This is a genomic window from Sphingomonas changbaiensis NBRC 104936, assembly GCF_000974765.1.
GTDB lineage: Bacteria > Pseudomonadota > Alphaproteobacteria > Sphingomonadales > Sphingomonadaceae > Sphingomonas_B > Sphingomonas_B changbaiensis.
This window is the reverse complement of the sequence record NZ_BBWU01000015.1, coordinates 1-20953: the sequence shown is the minus strand read 5'-3', so window position 1 is coordinate 20953 and position 20953 is coordinate 1. Positions and strand designations below refer to the sequence as shown.

Annotated in this window: 20 protein-coding genes and 1 pseudogene; 8 read left to right on the top strand and 13 right to left on the bottom strand. The window is 67.2% G+C overall.

Annotated elements, in window-relative coordinates:
- Positions 1-2: 2 nt before the first annotated feature.
- The 3 genes from SCH01S_RS02735 to SCH01S_RS02725 are packed head-to-tail and all read right to left on the bottom strand — an operon-like array spanning position 3 to position 2586.
- A complete protein-coding gene (locus SCH01S_RS02735; RefSeq protein ID WP_046347246.1) occupies positions 3-335 on the bottom strand; it encodes a 2Fe-2S iron-sulfur cluster-binding protein in 333 nt (110 codons plus the stop codon).
- On the bottom strand, positions 332-1510 hold the full coding sequence (locus SCH01S_RS02730) for a cysteine desulfurase family protein (protein ID WP_046347245.1): 1179 nt from the start codon (positions 1508-1510) through the stop codon (positions 332-334). The genes SCH01S_RS02735 and SCH01S_RS02730 overlap by 4 nt, the downstream gene beginning before the upstream one ends.
- Positions 1510-2586: a cysteine desulfurase family protein gene (locus SCH01S_RS02725; RefSeq protein ID WP_281174940.1), complete on the bottom strand. Its 1077-nt coding sequence runs from the start codon at positions 2584-2586 to the stop codon at positions 1510-1512. The genes SCH01S_RS02730 and SCH01S_RS02725 overlap by 1 nt, the downstream gene beginning before the upstream one ends.
- A 90-nt stretch (positions 2587-2676) precedes the next feature.
- Between SCH01S_RS02725 and SCH01S_RS02720 the strand changes: the two genes are divergently transcribed.
- On the top strand, positions 2677-3333 hold the full coding sequence (locus SCH01S_RS02720; RefSeq protein ID WP_046347244.1) for an alpha/beta hydrolase: 657 nt from the start codon (positions 2677-2679) through the stop codon (positions 3331-3333).
- A gap of 19 nt (positions 3334-3352) precedes the next feature.
- Positions 3353-3808, top strand: a complete 456-nt coding sequence (locus SCH01S_RS02715) for a winged helix DNA-binding protein (protein ID WP_046347243.1) — start codon at positions 3353-3355, stop codon at positions 3806-3808.
- Here the strand turns inward: SCH01S_RS02715 and SCH01S_RS16300 are convergent.
- The gene (locus SCH01S_RS16300) at positions 3805-3966 is read right to left on the bottom strand and encodes a hypothetical protein (protein ID WP_157032777.1); all 162 of its coding nucleotides are present in this window, start codon (positions 3964-3966) and stop codon (positions 3805-3807) included. The two genes, SCH01S_RS02715 and SCH01S_RS16300, sit on opposite strands and share 4 nt — an antisense overlap.
- A gap of 76 nt (positions 3967-4042) precedes the next feature.
- The gene (locus SCH01S_RS02710) at positions 4043-5017 is read right to left on the bottom strand and encodes a threonine ammonia-lyase (protein ID WP_369385519.1); all 975 of its coding nucleotides are present in this window, start codon (positions 5015-5017) and stop codon (positions 4043-4045) included.
- Between the two features lie 203 nt (positions 5018-5220).
- Here SCH01S_RS02710 and SCH01S_RS02705 point away from each other — a divergent pair, with 203 nt between their 5' ends.
- From SCH01S_RS02705 to SCH01S_RS02685, 5 genes are all read left to right on the top strand, one after another.
- Positions 5221-6405: a type III PLP-dependent enzyme gene (locus tag SCH01S_RS02705; RefSeq protein WP_046347242.1), complete on the top strand. Its 1185-nt coding sequence runs from the start codon at positions 5221-5223 to the stop codon at positions 6403-6405.
- Between the two features lie 119 nt (positions 6406-6524).
- A complete protein-coding gene (locus tag SCH01S_RS02700; protein ID WP_046347241.1) occupies positions 6525-7574 on the top strand; it encodes a 1,9-bis(guanidino)-5-aza-nonane synthase in 1050 nt (349 codons plus the stop codon).
- Positions 7574-9004, top strand: coding sequence for an amidohydrolase family protein (locus SCH01S_RS02695; RefSeq protein WP_046347240.1), 1431 nt, complete (start codon positions 7574-7576; stop codon positions 9002-9004). The genes SCH01S_RS02700 and SCH01S_RS02695 overlap by 1 nt, the downstream gene beginning before the upstream one ends.
- A gap of 58 nt (positions 9005-9062) precedes the next feature.
- Positions 9063-9491 (top strand): MAPEG family protein, encoded by a 429-nt coding sequence (locus SCH01S_RS02690; protein WP_046347239.1) that lies wholly within the window; start codon positions 9063-9065, stop codon positions 9489-9491.
- A complete protein-coding gene (locus SCH01S_RS02685; protein ID WP_046347238.1) occupies positions 9491-9916 on the top strand; it encodes an MAPEG family protein in 426 nt (141 codons plus the stop codon). The genes SCH01S_RS02690 and SCH01S_RS02685 overlap by 1 nt, the downstream gene beginning before the upstream one ends.
- Before the next feature lie 14 nt (positions 9917-9930).
- Here the strand turns inward: SCH01S_RS02685 and SCH01S_RS02680 are convergent, their stop codons facing one another.
- The 8 genes from SCH01S_RS02680 to SCH01S_RS02645 form a co-directional block, all read right to left on the bottom strand.
- Positions 9931-11115 carry a class I SAM-dependent RNA methyltransferase gene (locus SCH01S_RS02680; protein WP_046347237.1) on the bottom strand — a complete coding sequence of 395 codons (1185 nt, stop codon included), beginning with the start codon at positions 11113-11115 and terminating at the stop codon, positions 9931-9933.
- Positions 11112-12476, bottom strand: a complete 1365-nt coding sequence (locus SCH01S_RS02675; RefSeq protein WP_046347236.1) for a bifunctional ADP-dependent NAD(P)H-hydrate dehydratase/NAD(P)H-hydrate epimerase — start codon at positions 12474-12476, stop codon at positions 11112-11114. The genes SCH01S_RS02680 and SCH01S_RS02675 overlap by 4 nt, the downstream gene beginning before the upstream one ends.
- Positions 12477-12639: 163 nt before the next feature.
- Positions 12640-14361 carry a dihydroxy-acid dehydratase gene (gene ilvD / locus SCH01S_RS02670; protein WP_046347235.1) on the bottom strand — a complete coding sequence of 574 codons (1722 nt, stop codon included), beginning with the start codon at positions 14359-14361 and terminating at the stop codon, positions 12640-12642.
- A 9-nt stretch (positions 14362-14370) separates the two neighbouring features.
- Positions 14371-15141, bottom strand: a complete 771-nt coding sequence (locus tag SCH01S_RS02665) for an N-formylglutamate amidohydrolase (protein WP_439645795.1) — start codon at positions 15139-15141, stop codon at positions 14371-14373.
- A gap of 220 nt (positions 15142-15361) precedes the next feature.
- Positions 15362-16195 carry a 4-(cytidine 5'-diphospho)-2-C-methyl-D-erythritol kinase gene (locus SCH01S_RS02660; protein WP_046347234.1) on the bottom strand — a complete coding sequence of 278 codons (834 nt, stop codon included), beginning with the start codon at positions 16193-16195 and terminating at the stop codon, positions 15362-15364.
- 38 nt (positions 16196-16233) lie between these two features.
- Positions 16234-17295, bottom strand: a complete 1062-nt coding sequence (locus SCH01S_RS02655) for a phosphatase PAP2 family protein (RefSeq protein ID WP_046347233.1) — start codon at positions 17293-17295, stop codon at positions 16234-16236.
- 51 nt (positions 17296-17346) lie between these two features.
- Positions 17347-18990: a tetratricopeptide repeat protein gene (locus tag SCH01S_RS02650; protein WP_052733734.1), complete on the bottom strand. Its 1644-nt coding sequence runs from the start codon at positions 18988-18990 to the stop codon at positions 17347-17349.
- 13 nt (positions 18991-19003) lie between these two features.
- The gene (locus tag SCH01S_RS02645; protein ID WP_046347232.1) at positions 19004-20653 is read right to left on the bottom strand and encodes an electron transfer flavoprotein-ubiquinone oxidoreductase; all 1650 of its coding nucleotides are present in this window, start codon (positions 20651-20653) and stop codon (positions 19004-19006) included.
- Positions 20654-20763: 110 nt separating this feature from the next.
- Between SCH01S_RS02645 and SCH01S_RS16905 the strand changes: the two are divergent.
- A pseudogene (locus SCH01S_RS16905) lies at positions 20764-20953 on the top strand (hypothetical protein); the annotation flags it as partial.

The window sequence follows — 20953 nt, the reverse complement described above, 5'->3', positions numbered from 1 at the left end:
TCTCACCGTTGCATGTTCCTGACTTCGGACGGAATACGCACCGTGAGCTCCTCCAGATCGGCGCCCAGATAGATCTGGCAGGCGAGCCGGCTGTGTCGCGTGGCGCCGGCGGCCAAGTCAAGCATGTCCTCTTCCGGCTCGCTCGCCGGTGGCAGCTTCGCGAAATCCGTGACATCAACGATCACATGGCACGTCGAGCAGGCCATCTGGCCCTCGCACGTGCCTTCCAGCGGCTGGCCATCGGCCTGCGCGACGTCGAGCAGCCGTTCGCCGGGCGCGGCGTCGACTTCGCGGACGGTCGAGCCATCCGCGCTGATGAACCGCACGCGCGTCACGCCGCCTTCAGCCCCTGCGCGGCCGCCGCTTCGAGGATCAGGTCGAGCGCACGGTTCAGCTCTTCCTCTGTCGTGTACCGGCCGAACCCCAGACGGATGCTCGACCGCGCCTCCGCATCCGAAAGGCCGATCGCCTTCAGCACATGGCTCGGCCGTCCCGAGCCGCTCGCGCACGCCGACCCGGCCGAGAAAGCGACGCCGCGCACGTCCGAGATCAGCCGTGCGGCGTCCAGCCCGTCGGCGCGGATGTTGAGGTTGCCGCGATAACGCTGCCTGGTCGATCCGTTGATCGTCCAGCCACAGAGCTTTGCGGTCGCCAGCGCCCAGAGCCGTTCGACATGCGCCGCATCTTCATCATGCCGCACCTCCGCAAGCGCCGCCGCAGCGCCGAAGCCGGCACAGAGCGCGGGGCTGAGCGTGCCCGAGCGGATGCCGGCTTCCTGCCCGCCGCCGTGCATCAGCGGCTCAACCGCAGCGCCGTCGCGCACCCAGAGCGCCCCGATGCCTTTAGGCCCAAAGAGCTTGTGCGCGGAGACGGCGATCAGGTCGGCGTCCGGCAGCGCCACGCGGCCGAGCCCCTGCACCGCATCGCAGAAGAACAGCGCGCCGGCGTCTCGCGCGATCCGGCCGATCTCCGCGACCGGCTGAATCACGCCGATCTCGTTGTTCACCAGCATCGCGGCGACGACCGCGGTGCGTTCGTCGACGGCGTTTCGCACCGTGTCCAGGTCGACCAGACCATCGCGGCCGACGGGCAGCACCACCGCCTCGAAGCCATGGCTGCCGAGCCAGAGCACCGTGTCGAGCACACAGGCATGCTCGGTCGCGAGCGTGACGATCTTGCGGCGATTAGCAGGAGCAGCCCATGCCGCGCCCTTGATGGCAAGGTTCGCTGCCTCCGTTGCTCCCGAGGTAAACAACAACGACCCGTTCGCTTCGAGCGAAGTCGAGAAGCGCCCTTCCGCCGCACATTCGTCTCTCGACTTCGCTCGAGAAGAACGGAGACAGGAGAGGACTTGATCCCGCGCCACCTCCACCGCCGCCTTCGCCTCGCGCCCCATCCGGTGCGGCGAATGCGGGTTTCCGAATTTGTCGGCCAGCCAAGGCTCCATCGCCGCGTGCGCCTCGGGCGCGAGCGGCGTCGTCGCCTGATAGTCGAGGTAGATCGGACTCATCAGGCTGCGCGGCTGCGCGCCCCGTCCGCGATACGCTTCCAGGCCTCGACGAAGCGGTAGATGTCGGCGCGGCTGGTCTCCGGGCCAAAGCTGGCGCGGATCACCTGCGCCGCCTCCGCCTCGCCCCAGCCCATCGCCGAGAGCACATGGCTGGTCTTCAGCGTGCCCGACGAGCAGGCGCTGCCGGCCGAGATCGCGATGCCGGCCAGGTCGAGCTGGATCAGCTGGGCCGAGGCCGCCACGCCCGGCATTCGGTAGGCCGCGATCGTCGCCAGCCGCGGCGAACGCTTGGCGACGACCTCGCCGCCGGCCGCCTCGATCGCGCCGTCCAGATGCGCGCGCAGGTCCGCGGCGCGGTCGACCCAGCCGCGGCCTTCCTCCAGCGCCGCCGCCATCGCGACCACGCCCGGCAGATTCTCGGTGCCGGGCCGATAGCCTTTCTCCTGGCCTCCGCTCGCGTCCAGCACGCCCAGATCGCGCACCAGCAACGCGCCGACCCCGGGCGGACCGCCGAATTTGTGCGCCGAAATCGCGATCAGGTCGGCGTCGGGCAGCGCTGCCTTCCCGGCGGCCTGCGCGCAGTCGGCGAACAGCAGCCCGCCGGCCTTCCGGACAATGGCCGCAAGCTTGCCGAGCGGCTGGCACACGCCGGTTTCGTTGTTCACAGCTTGGATCGCCACCAGCGGCGCCTTTGCCCCGAGGGCGCCCAATCGTCCGGTGAGCGCGTCGGGCAGAACGGTTCCGTCCTGCTGGACCGGCAGGAAATAGGCGTCGCTCGCGACCCGGTGGACCGCCTCATGCTCGACCGCGGAGATGATTCGCGCGTCGCACTTTGTCCGGGTCAGGGCGATGCGGATCGCCTCGGTCGCGCCGCTCGTCAGGATCACCTCGCCGTCCCAGCCAAGCGCTTTCGCGATTCGGCTGCGCGCATCCTCCAGCATCGCCCGGGCGGCGCGGCCCTCGGCATGGGGCGACGACGGATTGGCCCAGCGCGCGATCGCGGCCCGCATCGCCTCGCGCGCGGACAGCACCATCGGCGTGGTGGCAGCATGATCGAGATAGAGGCGCTGGCTCAACGTGGGACTCGTTTGCGAATTTCGGCGACAATCCTATATAGCGCCGCAACTCTGCGCCACCATTCCGGGCGCATTTTCGATCAAGGTGCTATGCCCGAAGTTATTTTTCCCGGCCCCGAGGGGCGCCTCGAGGGTCGTTTTGCTCCGCCGCCGCGCCCCCGCGCGCCGGTCGCGATGATCCTGCATCCCCACCCGCAGGCCATGGGGACGATGAACAACCGCATCGTGCAGGCGCTGTATCAGACCTTTGCGCGGCGCGGCTTCGCGACGCTGCGCTTCAACTTCCGCGGCGTGGGCAAGAGCCAGGGGACGTTCGACAACGGCGTCGGTGAGCTGTCGGACGCCGCCTCGGCGCTGGATTGGGTGCAGAGCTTTCACCCCGAAGCACAGCAGACCTGGGTTGCCGGCGTCAGTTTCGGCGCGTGGATCGGCATGCAGCTGTTGATGCGCCGCCCCGAAGTCCGAGGCTTCATCTCGATCGCGCCGCCCGCGAACATGTACGATTTCAGCTTCCTGGCGCCCTGCCCGGCATCCGGCATCATCGTCCAAGGCGAAGCGGACGAAGTCGTGACGCCGTCTGCCGTGCAGAAGCTCGTCGACAAGCTGCGCACCCAAAAGCACATCACGATCCATCACGACACCATCCCGGGCGCGAATCATTTCTTTGAGCACGAAATGCCGCAGCTGATGGGAAGCGTGGACAAGTATCTCGATTTCCGGCTGGATCCGAGCTGCCCGATCCGGTGATTTTGCGCGGAGACGCGTCATGGCTGATCGCGAAAAGCTGTTGCTGGACCTGTTCACCGAGATTGCGGTGGTCGAGCATCTTGTCCGCAACCACCTCGGCACGATCGAGACCTCCGGCCTGACCGCCGGACAGTTCGGCGCGCTTAATTACTTCATCCGGAACAACCGCGAACAGGAGCGGAAATCGATCCTGGCCTGGATGTTCCAGGTGACGACTGAGGAAATCGACGTGCACCTGGCCGCGCTCGAGCAGCGCGGCCTGATCGGGCGCATCGGCGAGGGCGACGACCAGGTCATCGGCATCACCGCTGCCGGCCGGTCCACCCATGCCGAGTCCGTCGCCCGGATGGCACCCGAGATCGAGCCTTTGATGTCGGAGTTTCAGGACGAGGACCTGGAGAAGACCGTCGACGTGCTCCAGGAAATCCGCCGCGTGTTCGACAATTTGCCGGAGCGCGCGGCGGCCTCCGCCTAAACCGTCCATATCAGGACATTGCCGACCAGCACCACGGCAGCAACGAACATCAGCCAGCCTCGCTTCTCTCCGCGCCTGAGCTGCGCGACCCCGCCGAGGATCAGCGCGACGGCCGCGATCATGAGCACGGAAAGGACCAGAGCGGAGGGACCGGTCACCTAAAATCCTCCCCTGCAAGGGGAGGGGGGACCGCTCGGCAAAGCCGAGTGGTGGAGGGGTGTCAGGGCTCGAGCTTCATTCTCCACCGGCGGCACCCCTCCGTCGCGCTTCGCGCGCCACCTCCCCTCTAAGGGGAGGATTTGATAGCCCCGCCATCCTGACAAACGTGTCCGCGTCGACATTGCCGCCGGACAGTATCACCAGCATCCGTTCGGTCGGCTCGACCTTGCCCGCCAGCACCGCGCCCAGCGCGACGGCTCCGCCCGCTTCCAGCACCAGCCGCAGATTGTCGAACGCCCACCGCATCGCCGCGCCCGCTTCCGCTTCGCTGACCGATACTCCGCGAGCACCCCGCGCGTTCAGGATATCGAACGTCAGCGGCGCGACCTTCAAAGTCTGGAGGGCATCGCAGGCGGTCGGCGGCGGATTCGGGCCGACGGGCACGATTTCTCCCCCTGACAGGGAACGCGTCATGTCGTCCCAGCCCTCGGGTTCGGCGATCACGATCTCCGCGTCGGGCACCGCGAGCGCCAGGCCCGAGGCGAGCCCGCCACCGCCGCAAGGCGTGACGATCCGGTCCGGCGGCGCAAGACCCAGCGCTGCCATCTGGCGACAGACTTCCAGCCCCGCGCTCCCCTGCCCTTCGACCACCCACGGGTCATCGAAGCTCGGTACCACCACCGATCCGCGCTCCTCCGCGATGCGGGCGGCGATCGTTTCGCGGCTTTCGGTCATGCGGTCATAGGTCACGACCTCGGCGCCGAGCGTGCGGGTGTTGTCGAGCTTCTTTTTCGGGGAATCGGCAGGCATCACGATCGTCGCGCGGATGCCGAGCCGGCGCGCGGCCCAGGCGACGCCCTGCGCATGGTTGCCGGACGAAAAGGCGACCACGCCCTTCTCCCGCTCGGGTTCCGTCAGATCGCTGAGTCGGTGCCACGCCCCGCGCAGCTTGAATGCCCCCATCGGCTGCAGCGATTCGGCTTTCAGATAAAGAGTTTGCCCGTCAATCTCCGCTTGAAGCAGCGGCGTGGGCGCAACGATCTTCTCCAGCTTTTCCAATGCTCTAACAACGCCGGCCCGGTCAGGCTGTCGCCCTGAAATCACGCTTTGTCTCCGTTTTCAAACAGGCCCCAATTCATAGCTTTACAGGGGGGTCCGCCGTTCATATATCGCGCCCCGCTGCCCCATGGGACTTCCACCGCAAGGCAGCTTTGTTCGCAACTCTGCCGCGAGGCAATTGGAGGTCCCTTGAATTGCACAAGCATCATAGCGCGCTGGGGCTAGCGACTGCCCTTCGGCCGGTAAATCCGGTCACGCTCATTCGTCCGCACGCCGCCCGGCGCGCCGCCCGATTCTTCGTCGAGAAGTTTCCGGGCAAGACGCTGTATGCGGTGAAGGCGAATCCGTCGCCCGATCTGATCCGCCTGCTGTGGGACAGCGGCGTCACGCATTATGACGTGGCCTCGATTGCCGAGGTGCGGATGGTGCGCGAAACGCTGCCGGCGGCGGTTCTGTGCTTCATGCACCCGGTCAAGGCCGAGGAAGCAATCGCCGAGGCTTATTTCGAGCACGACGTGCGCACCTTTTCCCTCGATTCGATGGAAGAGCTGGAGAAGATCGTCCGCGCGACCGAGGGCGCGAGCGACCTGACGCTGTGCGTGCGACTCCGCGTGTCGTCCGAGCATTCGAAGCTCAGCCTCGCCTCGAAATTCGGCATCGCGCCGTCGGAATCGAAGGAACTGCTGTTCGCGGCCCGCCAGGCGGCGGACGCGCTCGGCATCTGCTTCCATGTCGGTTCGCAGGCGATGACGCCCGACGCCTATGCTCAGGCGATGGAGCGCGTGCGCCAGGCGATCGTCGAAGCGGCCGTGACGGTCGATGTGATCGATGTCGGCGGCGGGTTCCCGTCCAGCTACCCCGGCATGGAGCCGCCGCCGCTCGAACTCTATTTCGAGACGATCCACCGCGCCTTCGAGAGCCTGCCGATCAGCTATTCGGCGGAGCTGTGGGCGGAGCCCGGCCGCGCGCTCTGCGCCGAGTACAGCTCGCTGGTGGTGCGCGTTGAAAAGCGTCGCGGCGACGAGCTGTTCATCAACGACGGCGCCTATGGCGCGCTGTTCGACGCGGCGCATGTCGGCTGGCGCTTCCCCGTCAGCCTGCTGCGCGAGCCGGACAGCCGTGCCAAGCCGATGGCGTTCAGCTTCTACGGTCCGACCTGCGACGATCTCGACCACATGACAGGACCGTTCATGCTTCCGGCGGACGTGCAGGCGGGCGATTATCTGGAGATCGGGATGCTCGGCGCCTATGGCTGCGCGATGCGGACCGGCTTCAACGGTTTCGGCCGCGCCGAGACGGTCGAAGTCGCCGACGAGCCAATGGTGTCGCTGTACGCCGCCGGGACCGAAGAGGTCGCCTCGAACGTCGTGACGCTGTAACCGGCTCTCCCCTCCCGCTCGCGGGAGGGGTCGGGGGTGGGCCTGACCACCCTCTCGACCTTTGCCATTCCCACCCCTAACCCCTCCCGCAAGCGGGAGGGGATGATTCGGAGCAACCGATGAACAACATCGCCAACGACACCCGCAAGGCGGAGCTCCTCTCCACGACTGTCGAGCATGTCGACATCAAGAGCTTCGACGCGCGGCCGATTATCGACGCGATGGGGAAGATGAGCTTCACCAGCCGCGACCTCGCGCGCGCGACGGGCATCTACAACCAGATGCTCGCCGACCCCGATTGCACGATTTTCCTGGTCATCGCGGGCTCGACCTCTGCCGGCGGCTGCATGGACCTGTATGCGGAGCTGGTCCGCTCGAACATGGTCGACGGCATCGTCGCCACCGGCGCCTCGATCGTCGACATGGATTTCTTCGAAGGGCTTGGCCACAAGCACTATCAGGCGCTTGAAATCCCTGACGACAACACGCTGCGTTCGCTCTACATCGACCGCATCTACGACACCTATATCGACGAAGAGCAGCTGCAGGATTGCGACCACACGATTGGCCGCATCGCCGACAGCCTGAAGCCGCGCGGCTATTCGAGCCGCGAGTTCATTCGCGCGATGGGCAAGTATCTGAAGGAGCACGGCAAGAAGGAGAACAGCCTCGTCAAGCTCGCCTATGAGCATGACGTGCCGATCTTCTGCCCGGCCTTTGTCGACTCCTCGGCCGGCTTCGGTTTGGTCAAGCACCAGGTCGAGCGCATGAAGGAAGGCAAGCCGTACATGTCGATCGACGCGGTCGCGGACTTCCGCGAGCTCACCGACATCAAGATCAAGGCGGGCACCACCGGCCTGCTGATGATCGGCGGCGGCGTGCCGAAGAACTTCATCCAGGACACCGTCGTCTGCGCCGAAATCCTGGGCCATGAGGACGTCGAGATGCACAAGTACGCGGTGCAGATCACGGTGGCCGACGTGCGCGACGGCGCCTGCTCGTCCTCGACGCTGAAGGAAGCAGCGAGCTGGGGCAAGGTCGACACCGCCCTGGAGCAGATGGTGTTCGCCGAAGCCGGCAGCGTAATGCCGCTCCTTGCCAGCGATGCCTATCACCGCGGCCATTGGAAGACCCGCGCCAAGCGTGCCTGGGGCAAGATCTTCGGCTGATGCGGCGCCTGCTTGCCTTCGCTGCCGCGCTCGCCGGCCTTATTGCCGGGCCGGCGGCGGCGAAGGAAACCGCCGACCTGATCGTCCGCGACGCGACTTTGATCGACGTCGCGGGCGGCGGGACGGTGCCGCACCGTTCGATCGCGGTGAAGGGCGACACGATCGTCGCTGTCGGAGCACCTGCAGAGATCGACCGGACCTACACGGCCGCGCGCTCGATCGATGCGCGCGGCCGCTTCGTGATGCCGGGCCTGTGGGACATGCACGTCCATTTCGGCGGCGGGCACGAGCTGATCGGCGAGAACAAGGCGCTACTGCCGGTTTATGTCGCCTATGGCATCACCGCGGTGCGCGACTGCGCGGCGGATATCAGCGATTCCGTGCTGCTGTGGCGCGACCAGGTGGCGAAGGGCGAGCTGCTCGGCCCGACGATCTTCACCTCCGGCCCGAAGCTCGAAGGCTATAAACCGATCTGGAAAGGCACGATCGAAGTCGGCACGCCGGCCGAGGTCGATGCCGCGCTGGACCGGCTGCAGAACGAAATGCGGGTCGATTTCGTCAAGATCACCGACAACACGCTGAAGCCCGAGATCTTCCTCTATGCCGTGAAGACCGCGAAAGCGCGCGGGCTGAAGACCTCGGCGCACATTCCCTATGCGCTGACGATCCAGCAGGCCGCGGATGCCGGGCTCGGTTCGATCGAGCATCTCGACTATCTAATCAAGGCCGGCTCGCGCGACGAGGCGGCGATTTCGGCCGACTATGCAGCCGGCAAGATCAGCTACGGCGACGCGTCGGCGAAGCTGGTCGACGGCTTCGACCCCGCGCTCGCCAGGGCTGCCTATCGCCGCTTTGCCGCGCAAGGCCTCTACGTCACGCCGACGCTCAATATGTCGCGCATTCTCGCTTACCTCGACCGTGACGATCATTCCCATGACGAGGCCCTGGCGCTGATCGGCCCGGGGCTGCGCAAGACCTATGACTGGCGGATCGAGCGCGCGGCCAAGGCGACGCCGGAGGAAGTCGCGCGACGCCACGCCAAATACGAGCTGACCGCCTCGCTGATGCCGCTCGTCGCCGAGGCGGGCCTGCCGATCCTGGCCGGGACGGATGCGGGTTATCTCAACTCGTTCAATTATCCCGGCCAGGGCCTGCACGACGAACTGGCGCGCTATGTCGAGGCGGGACTCACGCCCGCGCAGGCGCTGCGCTCGGCAGTGATCACCGGCCCCGCCTTCCTCGGCAAGTCGGCCCGCTACGGCGCGCTTGCCCCGGGCGAGGCCGCGGACATCCTTGTCCTCGACGCCAATCCGCTCGCGGACATCGCGGCGACGCGTGCGATCCGCACGGTCGTGCTGCACGGCAAAACCTACGATCGCGCGGCGCTCGACCGGCTGCTTACTGACGCCAAGGCGGCCGCTGCGCGCTGATCGCTTGACCGCCTCCTCGCGCTGACGCAGGTTCCCGTCATAACGGGGAGGCAATGACATGAAGGCTGATATACTCGCGCCGGCCGCGGTGCTGGTGCTGTGGACGCTCGTGATGCTCGTCTGGATGGCGGGGACGCGGCTGCCGGCGCTGAAGGCTGCCGGAATCGACATGTCGAAAGCTGTCGGGGGTCGCGGCCAGGACCTGGAAACCGTGCTGCCGGCGAACGTCAACTGGAAGTCGCACAATTACGCGCACCTGGTCGAGCAACCGACGCTGTTCTACGCGGTCGTCGGCATCCTCGCGATCCTTGGGCAGGTCAGCGCGGTCGCAGTGGCGCTGGCGTGGACCTACGTGATCATCCGCGTCGTCCATAGCCTGGTGCAGGTGACGTCGAACCGGATCGCGCTCCGCTTTCCGCTGTTCCTAGCCTCGACGGTGGCACTGCTGGGCCTGACGATCATGGCCCTGCTGCGGACGCTCCACTGATGCACAGCCCGATCCTCGCGCCGATCGTCGCGCTGGTCGCTTGGTCGCTGGTGATGCAGGCGTGGCTCTATGCCACGCGCATCCCGGCGATGCGGGCGGCGCGGGTTCCGCTCGATCCCAATCGCGCCCCGGGCGAGCTGACGGCGACGCTGCCGCCGCACGTCCGCTGGAAAGCGGACAATTACAATCACCTGATGGAACAGCCGACCATCTTCTACGCGATCGCCTTGTCGCTCGCGCTGATGGGACTGGGCGACGGGCTGAACCTGATCCTCGCCTGGATCTACGTCGCCCTCAGAATTATCCACAGCCTTGTCCAGGCAACCATCAACAAGATCATCGTGCGGTTCTCTGTCTTCATGCTGGCGAGCCTGTGTCTCGTCGCGCTGACAGTGCACGCGGCGATCCACCTGCTGCGTCCGTAAAATAGGGACTGTCCCTATTTTCGGGTGAAGTGGCCGGCGAGTTCGACGTGCGTCGACCAGCGGAACTGGCCGACAGGCGTGATCCGCTCGAGCGTGTAGCCGCCCGCGACCAGCAGCTTCGCGTCGCGGGCAAAGCTTGCCGGGTTGCACGAGACATAGGCAATCCGCGGCACGGTCGAGGCGGCGAGTTGTTGCGCCTGGACTTCGGCGCCGGCGCGCGGCGGATCGAGCGCCACGGCCTCGAAGCGGTCGAGCTCCGCGGTGGTCAGCGGCCGGCGATAGAGGTCGCGGTGTTCGACGAATGTGCCCCGCCCTGCCGCTTTCAGCGCCAGCACGGCGTCGCGCGACGCTTCGGCGGCATAGACTTTGCCGGGCAGGTTGAGCGCGAAGGTCCCGATTCCCGCGAACAGGTCGGCGACGATCCGCGCGTCGCCCACGCCCTGCCGGACCGCGCCGAGCAAAGCCGCTTCGCCATCTTCGGTCGCCTGCAGGAACGCGTCGTGCGGCAACGGGACCGAAGCCCCGCCGAGCGTGACCGTCACCAGCTCCGGCTCCCAGCGCGTCTGCGGGCCCATGCCGTCGTCGAGCGACAGCCGTGCGAGGCGATGCAGCTCGGCGAACGCGGTCAGCGCTTCGATCCCCGCGAGCGTGTCGGCGGCAATCCCTTCGATCAGCAGGTCCGCGCCTTGGTCCGCCAGCGCCATCTTGACCGTCGCCGTGCGTTTATCGGGCAAGAGGATGCCGAGCAGTCCACGCAGCGGCTCAACCAGCGCGAACAGTTCCGGGCAGAGGATATGGCATTCGCGCATGTCCTCGATCCGGTGGCTGCGTTCCTGTTTGAAGCCGAGCAGCACGCGCTTGCCCGCTCGCTGTGCGCTCAGGCTCGCGCGGCGACGGGTGCGCGGCGGGGAGAGATGGACCGGGGCGAATTCGGGCAGTGGCATCCCCTGCCCTTCCAGCGCACTCGCGATCCGGCCGCGCACGAAGCCGGCATAGGTCTCGTCATCCAGATGCTGGAGCTGGCAGCCGCCGCATTCCGGGAAATGACGGCATGGCGGCAGCTGATGGTGGGGCCCAGGCTCGACGGTGCCATCGGCGCGCAGCCGGTCGCCGGGCGCGGCGAGCGGCGCAAAGCGGCCGTCCAAGGTCACGCCGTCCCCCCGCGCCGCGACGCGCACGATCAGGCCGGGATCGCTCACAAACAGTCCGACAAATGCCGGGCGAGATCGTCGGCGAGGAATGCCTTGCCCGCGCGCCGGGCCGCCTCGCCGTGCAGCCAGACGCCGGCCTGCGCCGCTTCGAACGGCGCCAGCCCGCGCGCGAGCATGGCGCCGATTGCGCCGGCAAGCACATCGCCGGTGCCTGCGGTCGAGAGCCACACCGAGGCTTCGCCGGCCAGCGCGGCACGCCTATCCGGCGCGGCGACGACGGTGTCGGCGCCCTTGTAGACGATCACCGCGCCGCTTCGGGCGGCCGCAGCACGGGCGCGCTCGACCTTTGACGCGTGCTTCACGTCAGGAAACAGCGCACGGAACTCGCCTTCGTGCGGGGTCAGGATTGCCGGAGCAGTCAGCCGGCGCGGCCCGAGCAGGTGCAGCGCATCGCCGTCGATCACCAGCGCGCGGCCGCTCTCGATCGCCGCCTGAAGAGCCTTCCCCGCATCGGCATCGCGGCCGAGACCGGGGCCGACCACCAGTGCGCCGATCCGCTGGTCCGCCAGCGCCTTCGCCAGATCCGCAGCAACCCGGCGGACGATCGCGTGCGGCTGGCCGAAGCGCGGCTCCGCCTCCAGCAGCAGAACATAGCCGGCGCCGGCATGCGCCGCGCCGAGTGCGGCCAACTCGCTCGCGCCGGGCATCGCGCCGCCGATGACCGCGACCAGCCCGCGCGTATATTTGTGATCCTGCGGGCTCGGCGGCCTGAGCGCCGGCCGGCCGATGACGGTGAGCGGCGCCTGTGCCTCGATGCCGATATCGACCGTCACGATCCGCCCGCACAGCGCCGCGGACGGCTGGAGCAGGTGCGCGGGCTTCAACGTCGCGAAGGTGACGGTCAGGTCGAAACGAGGCACCCCGGTCAGCAGTGCGCCCGTGTCGGTCTCGACACCGCTCGGCAAGTCGACCGCGACGCGGATGCGCGCGGCTTCTGCAAGGCTCGCCAGTCGGGCCGCCAATGCGTTGTTAAGGCCGCGCGACAGGCCGGTGCCGAACAGCGCATCGACCAGGATCGGTGCGGGCCGCGCTTCATCGATCGACACCACCGGCCCTGCCCAGGCCGCCCGCGCCGCAGCCGCTGCCCCCGCCTTCGGCTCGCCCAACGCGGCCACCCGCACGTCCATCCCGCGCTGAGCGAGGTAGCGCGCCGCGACATAGCCGTCGCCGCCATTATTGCCCGGGCCGCACAACACCAGCGTCTTGAGCGGCCCGGCAAAGCGCCACGCCGCCTCCGCAACGCCGAAGCCGGCGCGCTCCATCAGCAACTCGACCGGCGTGCCGCCGGCGATCGCCCGCTCCTCGGCGGCGCGCATTTCGGCAGCGGTGAGGATCGGGCGGGCTGTCATCAGAGCCCCTCTATCGTCATTCCCGCGAAAGCGGGAATCCCGCTTCTTCGTGTTCTTCGTGTCTTCGTGCGAGATAACAAGAAGGTTGGGCTCGCACAAAGGCACGAAGGCCACAAAGGAAGCAGGCAGCGGGATTCCCGCTTTCGCGGGAATGACGGTGCGTTCAAATGTCCGCGAAAACGTGCGTCTCGGCCTTCGCGCCCGGATGTGTGACCGCTCCCTTGCACGCCGGCCCGACATTCTGAGCGTAGCGCCAGAGCGCGCCCGCCTGATAGTCGTTGCGGCGCGGTTGCCAGCGGGCGCGGCGTTCCGCCAGCACATCCTCCGGCACGTCGAGGTCGATTGTCCCGACCTCGGCATCGATACGGATCGTGTCGCCATCCTCGACCAGCGCGATCGGGCCGCCGTCCGCCGCTTCCGGCCCGACATGGCCGATGCAGAAGCCGCGCGTGCCGCCCGAGAAGCGGCCGTCAGTGATCAGCGCGACCTTCTCCCCCATGCCGAGCCCGTAGAGCGCGGCGGTGGTCGACAGCATCTCACGCATGCCGGGGCCGCCCTTCGGCCCTTCGTAGCGGATGATGATGACGGTGCCTTCCGCGATCTGCCGCGCCTCGACGGCCGCGAAGGCGTCCTCCTCGCAGTCGAACACGCGGGCCGGGCCGTCGAACTGCAGCCGGTGCATGCCCGCAACCTTCACGATCGCGCCTTCAGGAGCGAGCGATCCCTTGAGGCCGACGACGCCGCCGGTGGGCGTGATCGGGTTTGAGACCTCGCGGATCACTTTCTGATCGGGGTTCCAGGTCACGCGATCGATATTCTCGGCGAGCGTGAGGCCGGTGACGGTCAGGCACTCGCCATCGAGCAGGTCCCCGGCGAGCATCGTCTTCATCAGCATGTAGACGCCCCCGGCTTCGTACATGTCTTTCGCGACATACTTCCCGCCGGGTTTCAGGTCTGCCAGGTAAGGCGTTGATTTGAAAACGCGCGCGACGTCGTGCAGGTCGAATTCGATGCCGGCCTCGTTGGCCATGGCCGGCAGATGCAGCGCGGCATTGGTCGAGCCGCCGGTCGCCGCCACCACGCGCGCCGCGTTCTCGAATGCGGCGCGGGTGCAGATGTCGCGCGGGCGCAGATTGCGGGCGAGCAAATCCATCACCGCCGCGCCCGCCGCGCGCGCGACTTCGTCGCGGGCGCGGTACGGCGCGGGCACCATGTTGCTGTTGGGCAAGGACAAGCCGATCGCCTCGCCGACGCACGCCATGGTGTTGGCCGTGAACTGACCGCCGCACGCGCCGTGGCCGGGGCACGCGACCTTCTCCAACTCAATCAGCTCCTGCAGCGGGCAATTGCCGGCGGCGTGCTGGCCGACCGCCTCGAACACGTCGACCACCGTCACGTCGCGGCCATGGAAGCTGCCGGGCAGGATCGAGCCGCCATAGACGAACACGCTGGGCACGTTCAGGCGCAGCATCGCCATCATCATGCCGGGCAGCGACTTGTCGCAGCCGGCAAAGCCGACCAGCGCGTCATAGCAATGGCCGCGGACACTGAGCTCGACCGAGTCGGCGATGACCTCGCGGCTGACCAGCGACGACTTCATGCCCTGGTGGCCCATCGCGATACCGTCGGTCACCGTAATGGTATTGAAGCGCCGCGGCATGCCGCCGCCCGCCTCCACGCCCGCCCGCGCGGCATCCGCCTGCGCATCGAGGGTCGTGTTGCACGGCGCGGAGTCGTTTCCGGCCGAGACGATGCCCACGAACGGCCGCGCGATCGCCTCCTCATCGAGGCCCATGGCGTAGTAGTAGCTGCGATGCGGCGCGCGCTCTGGCCCGACCGAGACGTGGCGCGACGGGAGTTTGTTCTTGTCGAAACGGCTGCTCATCGCGCAAGCCTATGTCCGAAAGACTTGCTCCGGCGCAAGCTCATTGCGGCACTGCACAATGACGCGCTCCAGCACCTCGGCCCAGCGCGCCACGCCGGCGGCATCGCGGAGCAGGTCGTTGCGGACCTCGATCGCAAGATAGGGGATGCCGTGCGCCTCCGCATGCAGATTCATCGTCGCGTTCAGGAGCTTGCCTGAATAGGGTTCGTTGTCGCCGGTTTCGAAGCCCATTGTGCGCAGTTGCTCGATCGCGAGGCGGGCGGCGCGGTCGTCGCCATTGTAGAGGATGCCGACCTGCCACGGACGGTCGGATCCGTCCGCCGTTTCCAGCCGCGGCGTGAAGCTGTGCACGGCCGCGATCAGCGCCGGCCGGTTCGCCGCCACCATATCTGCGAGCCGGGCATGATATGGGCGCCAGAAACGTGCGATCCGTGCCTCCCGATCCGCCTCGCCAAGCCCGGCGTTCCCCGGAATATGGTGCCCGTCGCTCGCCTCCGGGATCAGCGCGGGACTGTCTTCTTCCCGGTGCAGGTCGAGGACGAGGCGAGAGACGGCGCCGAACAGGCCGGGACAGCCCAGCCGCTCGCACAATGCGCCGCCCAGATCGGCGGCGCCGATGTCCCAGCCGATATGCTTTTCGGCGTGCGCAGGATCGATGCCGAGCTGTATGTCGGCCGGGATCGTACGGGAGGCGTGATCGACGACGATCAGCAGGCCCGAGGCCGCATCGCCGGACAGGATGGAATAGGCTTCGCTCACAAAGGGCTGCTGCCCGGTCACGCGCCGAATGTCACGGGGTTTGGGGGACGACGCAACAGGCGCCGCCCCCCATGCCCAATGCATGCGCGAAAAAAGCCGCGCATGGACCTGGGGCGGACGGGCCATGCTGGCGGGCACGCCGATCCGCTCGATCCTGATCAGCAATCGCCGTGCCAACAGCTAAGTGTTTGATCCTGCTTGATGCCAGGGAGGCGCCCTGTGCCGAAGCGAAACGCGCGGGTCAGGCCAGTGCCGTTTCGAGACTCCAGGACCAGCTTCGCCGTGCCTGTTCGGCCGCACGCGCGCAGTGTTCGGCGCTGTCGAAGAGCGCGAAGCAGGTCGCGCCGGAGCCCGACATGCGCGCGAGCACGGCCCCCTGCTGCGCGCGGAGCCAGACCAGCAATTCGCCGATCACCGGGCAGAGGCGGATTGCCGGAGCTTCGAGATCGTTGCGTCCCGCGCGCGCCACCTCGAGCGGATCGCCCGAACTGAGCGGCCCGCGATCGACGCCATCCCACGCCGCAAACACCGGACCGGTCAGCATCGCGACGCCCGGATTGACCAGCAGAAGAGGCCTGCCGCTCAGCTCCGCCGCTGCGACCGGCGTCAGCGCCTCTCCCCTGCCCTCGCCGCGCACCGTGCGTCCGACGAGACAGGCCGGCACATCTGCGCCAAGTGCGCGCGCGATCGGCTCCAGCGGTGCGTCAGTGTCCCAGAAACGCGCCAGCAGCCGCAACGCCGCCGCTGCATCCGCCGATCCGCCGCCGATCCCCGCGGCAACCGGCAGGTTCTTTTCGAGCGTGAGCGCGGCACCGGTCCGGAGACCCGCCGCTTGCCGCAGCGCTTCGGCTGCGCGGAAAACGAGATTGTCGGGCCCTGCGCTCAGCCCCTTTGCGAACGGCCCTTCGATATCCAGCGACAGCCCATCTGCCGGCCCGACGGTCAGGCGGTCCCCGTCGCGTGCGAAGGCGAACAGCGTTTCGATCCGATGGTAGCCGTCCACCATGCGCTCCCGCACATGCAGCGCCAGGTTGATCTTTGCCGGGGCAGGTTCGCATTGCGCATGACTGACCATGCCGGCGCTTCTGGCGAGTCTTGGCGCGAACGCCAAGCTCAGGCGACGCAGGCCTCCGCGTCCGGCGTGGCATCCACCTGCCGATCACCGCCGATTGCCTGAACGATCCGGGCGGACAGGCGCCACACGCCCAGCATCATCACGGCCGCGACCGGTCCGTCCGCGGCATAATGCCAGCCGAGATGGATCGAGGCGATCCAGATCACGAGGGCATAAGCGGTCAGCACTTGCCCGACCGATCGCCGGGCGGTCCAGCCGGCGAGCGCAATCAACGTCGCCATCGCCACATGCATCGACGGCATGGCCGAAATGCCGCCCGCTGGCGCATATCGGCCCGATGCCTGAGCCTTGAGCAGCATCGATTGGAACTCGATGTTACTCAGTTCCAGCCCTGCCGCGCGAGCCTCTGCCGCCATCGATCTAAGGCGCGCGTTTAACGCAGCGAAATTCGGGTCCGGGCCGACCAGGTCGTTGTAATAGCAGGGCCCTGCGGAGGCGAAGACCCAGGCGGCAAAGGTTCCGATCAGGAGCCAGGCGAGCACCCACGCAATCAGCATCTGCGCGCGCCGACTGCCGTCGCGCGTCACGAACGGAATGGCCATCGGGAAAGCCATGAAAATCAACGACCAGAAGGAGTAGATTTGGCCGATGATCAGCGTCGGCCACACGCTGCCGAACAGCGCGTGGGTCAGCTGCCAGGCCGATGCGCCGCCCAACACTGTGCGCTCCAGCCCGGCCAGGGCGGCATCGAACACGAACCCGCGCTGCGAAAGAAGCAATTGCTTGAATGCGCCAAAGCCCGGCAGCAGCAGGATTAGGCACCCAGCGCCAAGCGCAACCCAGGCCGCGCTGTCGATGCACAGGAAAGGCCCCTTCCCGATCACGCGGTACACGCCCCGGCAGCCGACATAGAGCCCGCCGCCCAACATCGCCGCCGTCGACACGAACAGCAGCAGCACCGGGTAGAATTCGCTCCAGGCGACGCCGCTCACCACGAGCGCGGCCCAACTGTTCGCGATCACCAGCGGCAGCAGAAAGCGCGCCGTGTTCTTCACTATGACCGCATCGAAATCGGTCATTGCGTGCGCTCGCCGGGCCATTGCGGCTCTTTGCCCAAATCGGGTTAAGAGCGGGTCAACTCCGGCCGAAAACTATTTCGCGGCGAGCGCGGGGGTGAAGCCGCCGTCCGCCTTCGCTTTCGCCCGGGCCGCGACATCGGCGGTGTCGGCGAACACCGCGGCGGCATTCCAGGCGTAGCGCGCTTCGTATTTGCGGCCAACGGCCCAATAGGCATCGCCCAGATGCTCATTGATCGTAGCATCCCCTGGCTGCGCCTGGACGGCCTTTTCAAGCGTCGGAATGGCCTTGGCGACATCGCCCACCAGGTAATGCGCCCAGCCAAGCGAGTCTGTGATCGCCGGATCGTCGGGCTTGAGCTGGCTCGCCCGCTCGATCATCGCCAGCGCGGCCTTCACATTCTCCCGCCGCTCGAGCTGCGCATAGCCCAGATAATTGAGCGCGACTGGCTGGAGCGGCGCAAGCTGCACCGCCTTTTCGAGCGCCGGCTTCGCCTCTGCCCAATTGCCCCCCTGTTCCAGCGCGCCGCCCTTCAGCAGCCATATGCTCCACAGCTTGTCGGCCATTTCGGGCGTCTTCTGGGCAAGCGCGATCGCGCGATCATAGGCCTTGGCCGCGTCCGCATGCCGGTCCAGCGATTCGAGCAAGTCGCCAGTGCGCACGATGTCGGCGAGCGTCGCGTCCGGCCCATCGCTCTTGGCCTGAGCCAGCGCCAGCGCCTGCTCGCGCTGGCCGCGCTCGGTCAGGATACCGACGCGGGTGTCGATTGCGGCGCCGGAATAAGGACTATCGGGGCCGACCTGCCCGGCAAGCGCGAGCGCAGACTCCGGCTGGCCGACATTGGCGAGGAGCCGCGCGAGCATCACCGTCGCGCCGTCGTTCGTCGGATCGAGATACGTCGCGAGCCGCACAAGGGTCAGGCCGACCGGCGAACGCGGATCCGACTGGATCGCTTCGCCGACACGCACCAACAGGGCCGCAATCCCGCCGGCCGCATCACGCGTGCCGACGTTCAGCGGTTTACCGGCTTCGACCAGCGATCGCGCCGCGACAATGACCGGATCATCGCCGCGCAGCAGCGTCAGCGCGGACTCCTTTCGCCCCGCGTTCTGGAGCGCCGATGCGACCGCCATCTTGAGCGCCGCCGACCCGCCGCCGGCGGCAAGCGCCTGAGCCTGCGCGACTGTCGCGGCATCGTCGAGCTTGCCCGACGCGATCAGGATCAGCGCGCGCTGCTCCGATCCCAGCGCCGACGTCAGCGCGCTCCCGGTCGGTGCGTCGAGGATTGCGAACGGGTCGCCCTTCCCGCTCGCCTGCGCCACCCAGGCGCGGAGCACAGGGACCATGAAATCGAAGCTGCCGTCCTTGCCCAGCGCCTCCAGCGCGACATTGGCAGCCGGCCAATCCTTGACCTTCAGGGCGCGCGACAGGAACAGCAATTGCCCGTCAGGCGGGAGCACGCCGGCCTTGTCGAGCGCGGCGGCCGCCTTCAGCGCCAGCGGAAAGTCGCCCGCGATCAACGCCTGGCGATAGGCGCGCGCCGCAATCTCGGCATCGTCGGGCCGGGCAGCAAGCACCGTCGAATAGGCGCGCGCGGCCATTTCGAGAGCGCCGTCCGAGCCTGCCAGCCGCGCCCGGGCATAGGCCTGCAGAAGCGACGAAGAGTCGGCAACGGTGACCTTCTTCGCCTGCGCGCCCGACGATGCGAGCAGGGCCAAAGCAAGCGAGAAGCTACATGTTCGGGTAATTCGGTCCACCACCGCCCTCCGGCACGACCCAATTGATGTTCTGGGTCGGATCCTTGATGTCGCAGGTTTTGCAGTGAACGCAATTCTGCGCGTTGATCACAAACCGCGGATTTCCTTCGTCCTGTCCCACCACTTCGTAAACGCCGGCCGGGCAATAACGCTGCGCCGGCTCGTCATACACCGGCAGGTTATAGCCGATCGGCACGTCCGCGTCCTTCAGCGTCAGGTGGATCGGCTGGTCTTCCTCATGATTGGTGTTCGACAGGAAGACCGACGACAGGCGATCGAAGCTGATCACGCCGTCAGGTTTGGGATAGTCGATCTTCGGCGTCTGGTCGGCGCGCCACAGCTTGGTGTGGTCAGGCTTGTGCTTGAAGGTGAACGGCAGGCCGACCCCAAGCTGCCGCATCCACATGTCGATGCCGGCGACCAGCGTGCCGACCGTGCCGCCGAACTTGGCGATCGCGGGCTCGACGTTCCGGACCTTCTTCAGCTCCTTGGCGACCCAGCTCTTTTCCAGCGCCTCCGGATAGGCGGCAAGCTCGTCGGCGGAGCGCTCGGCCCGGATTGCGTCGAACGCCGCTTCGGCGGCCAGCATGCCGGACTTGATCGCGGTATGGCTGCCCTTGATCCGCGGCACGTTCACGAATCCGGCCGAACAGCCGATCAGCGCACCGCCCGGGAAGACGAGCTTCGGCACCGACTGCCAGCCGCCCTCATTGATCGCGCGCGCGCCATAGGACACGCGCTTGCCGCCTTCGAGCACTTCCCTGATCGCCGGATGGTGCTTCCAGCGCTGGAATTCGTGAAACGGCGACAGATGCGGGTTCTTGTAGGACAGTGCGACCACGAAGCCGAGCGCGACCTGGCCGTTCGCTTGATGATAGAGAAAACCACCCCCCCAGGCATCGGTAAGCGGCCAGCCCTGGGTGTGCACGACCTTGCCCGGCTTGTGCTTGGCCGGATCGATATCCCAGAGTTCTTTCAGCCCGATTCCATAAACCTGTGGTTCGCAGTTCGCATCGAGATTGAAGATGCGTTTCAGCTCTTTCGTCAGATGCCCGCGCGCACCTTCGGCGAAGAAGGTGTATCTGGCGTGGAGCTCCAGCCCGGGCTGGTAATCGGGCTTGTGCGTGCCGTCGCGCGCGACGCCCATGTCGCCGGTCGCGACGCCTTTCACCGATCCGTCCTCGTTGAAGAGAATTTCGGCGGCGGCGAAGCCGGGGAAGATTTCGACGCCCAGACCCTCTGCCCGCTCGGCCAGCCAGCGGCAAAGGTTACCGAGCGAGCCGGTATAGGTGCCCTTGTTGTTCATGAAGGGCGGCATCAGCGCGTGCGGGAATTCGTATTTCTTGTGCGCGGTCAGCACCCAATGGTGGTTCTCGGTCACCGGCGTCTGAGCGAGCGAGCAGGTCTCGCGCCAGTCGGGCAGCAATTCGTCGAGCCCGGCGGGATCCACGACCGCACCCGACAGGATGTGCGCCCCGACTTCGGAGCCCTTTTCGAGCACGCAGACGGACAGTTCCTGCCCGTTCGCCTCGGCAAGCTGCTTGAGGCGGATCGCTGCGCTCAGCCCTGCCGGGCCGGCACCGACGATCACCACGTCATAGGGCATCGCTTCGCGTTCGCTCATTCGCTGTTCCTCGTTACGGCCCCGCTTCGTCGCACCTCGGCCACGACTGGTAGCGGTTAACCGATGCAGTCGGTTGACCCGAGCGTCAACCGGGGACCTTAGTATCGGCGATGGTAGGGGCGTCAGCTTTAATCGACCGCGAAGCCGCGGCCAGCCTGATCCGCTGGTGGCGTGACGCCGGCGTCGACACGCTGGTCGACGACGCGCCGCGGGACTGGTTGGCACGTCCAGCCCCTCTCCCCACTGGGGAGAGGGTGGCGGAGCGAAGCGACGCCGGGAGAGGGGCTGTCCATAACTCTG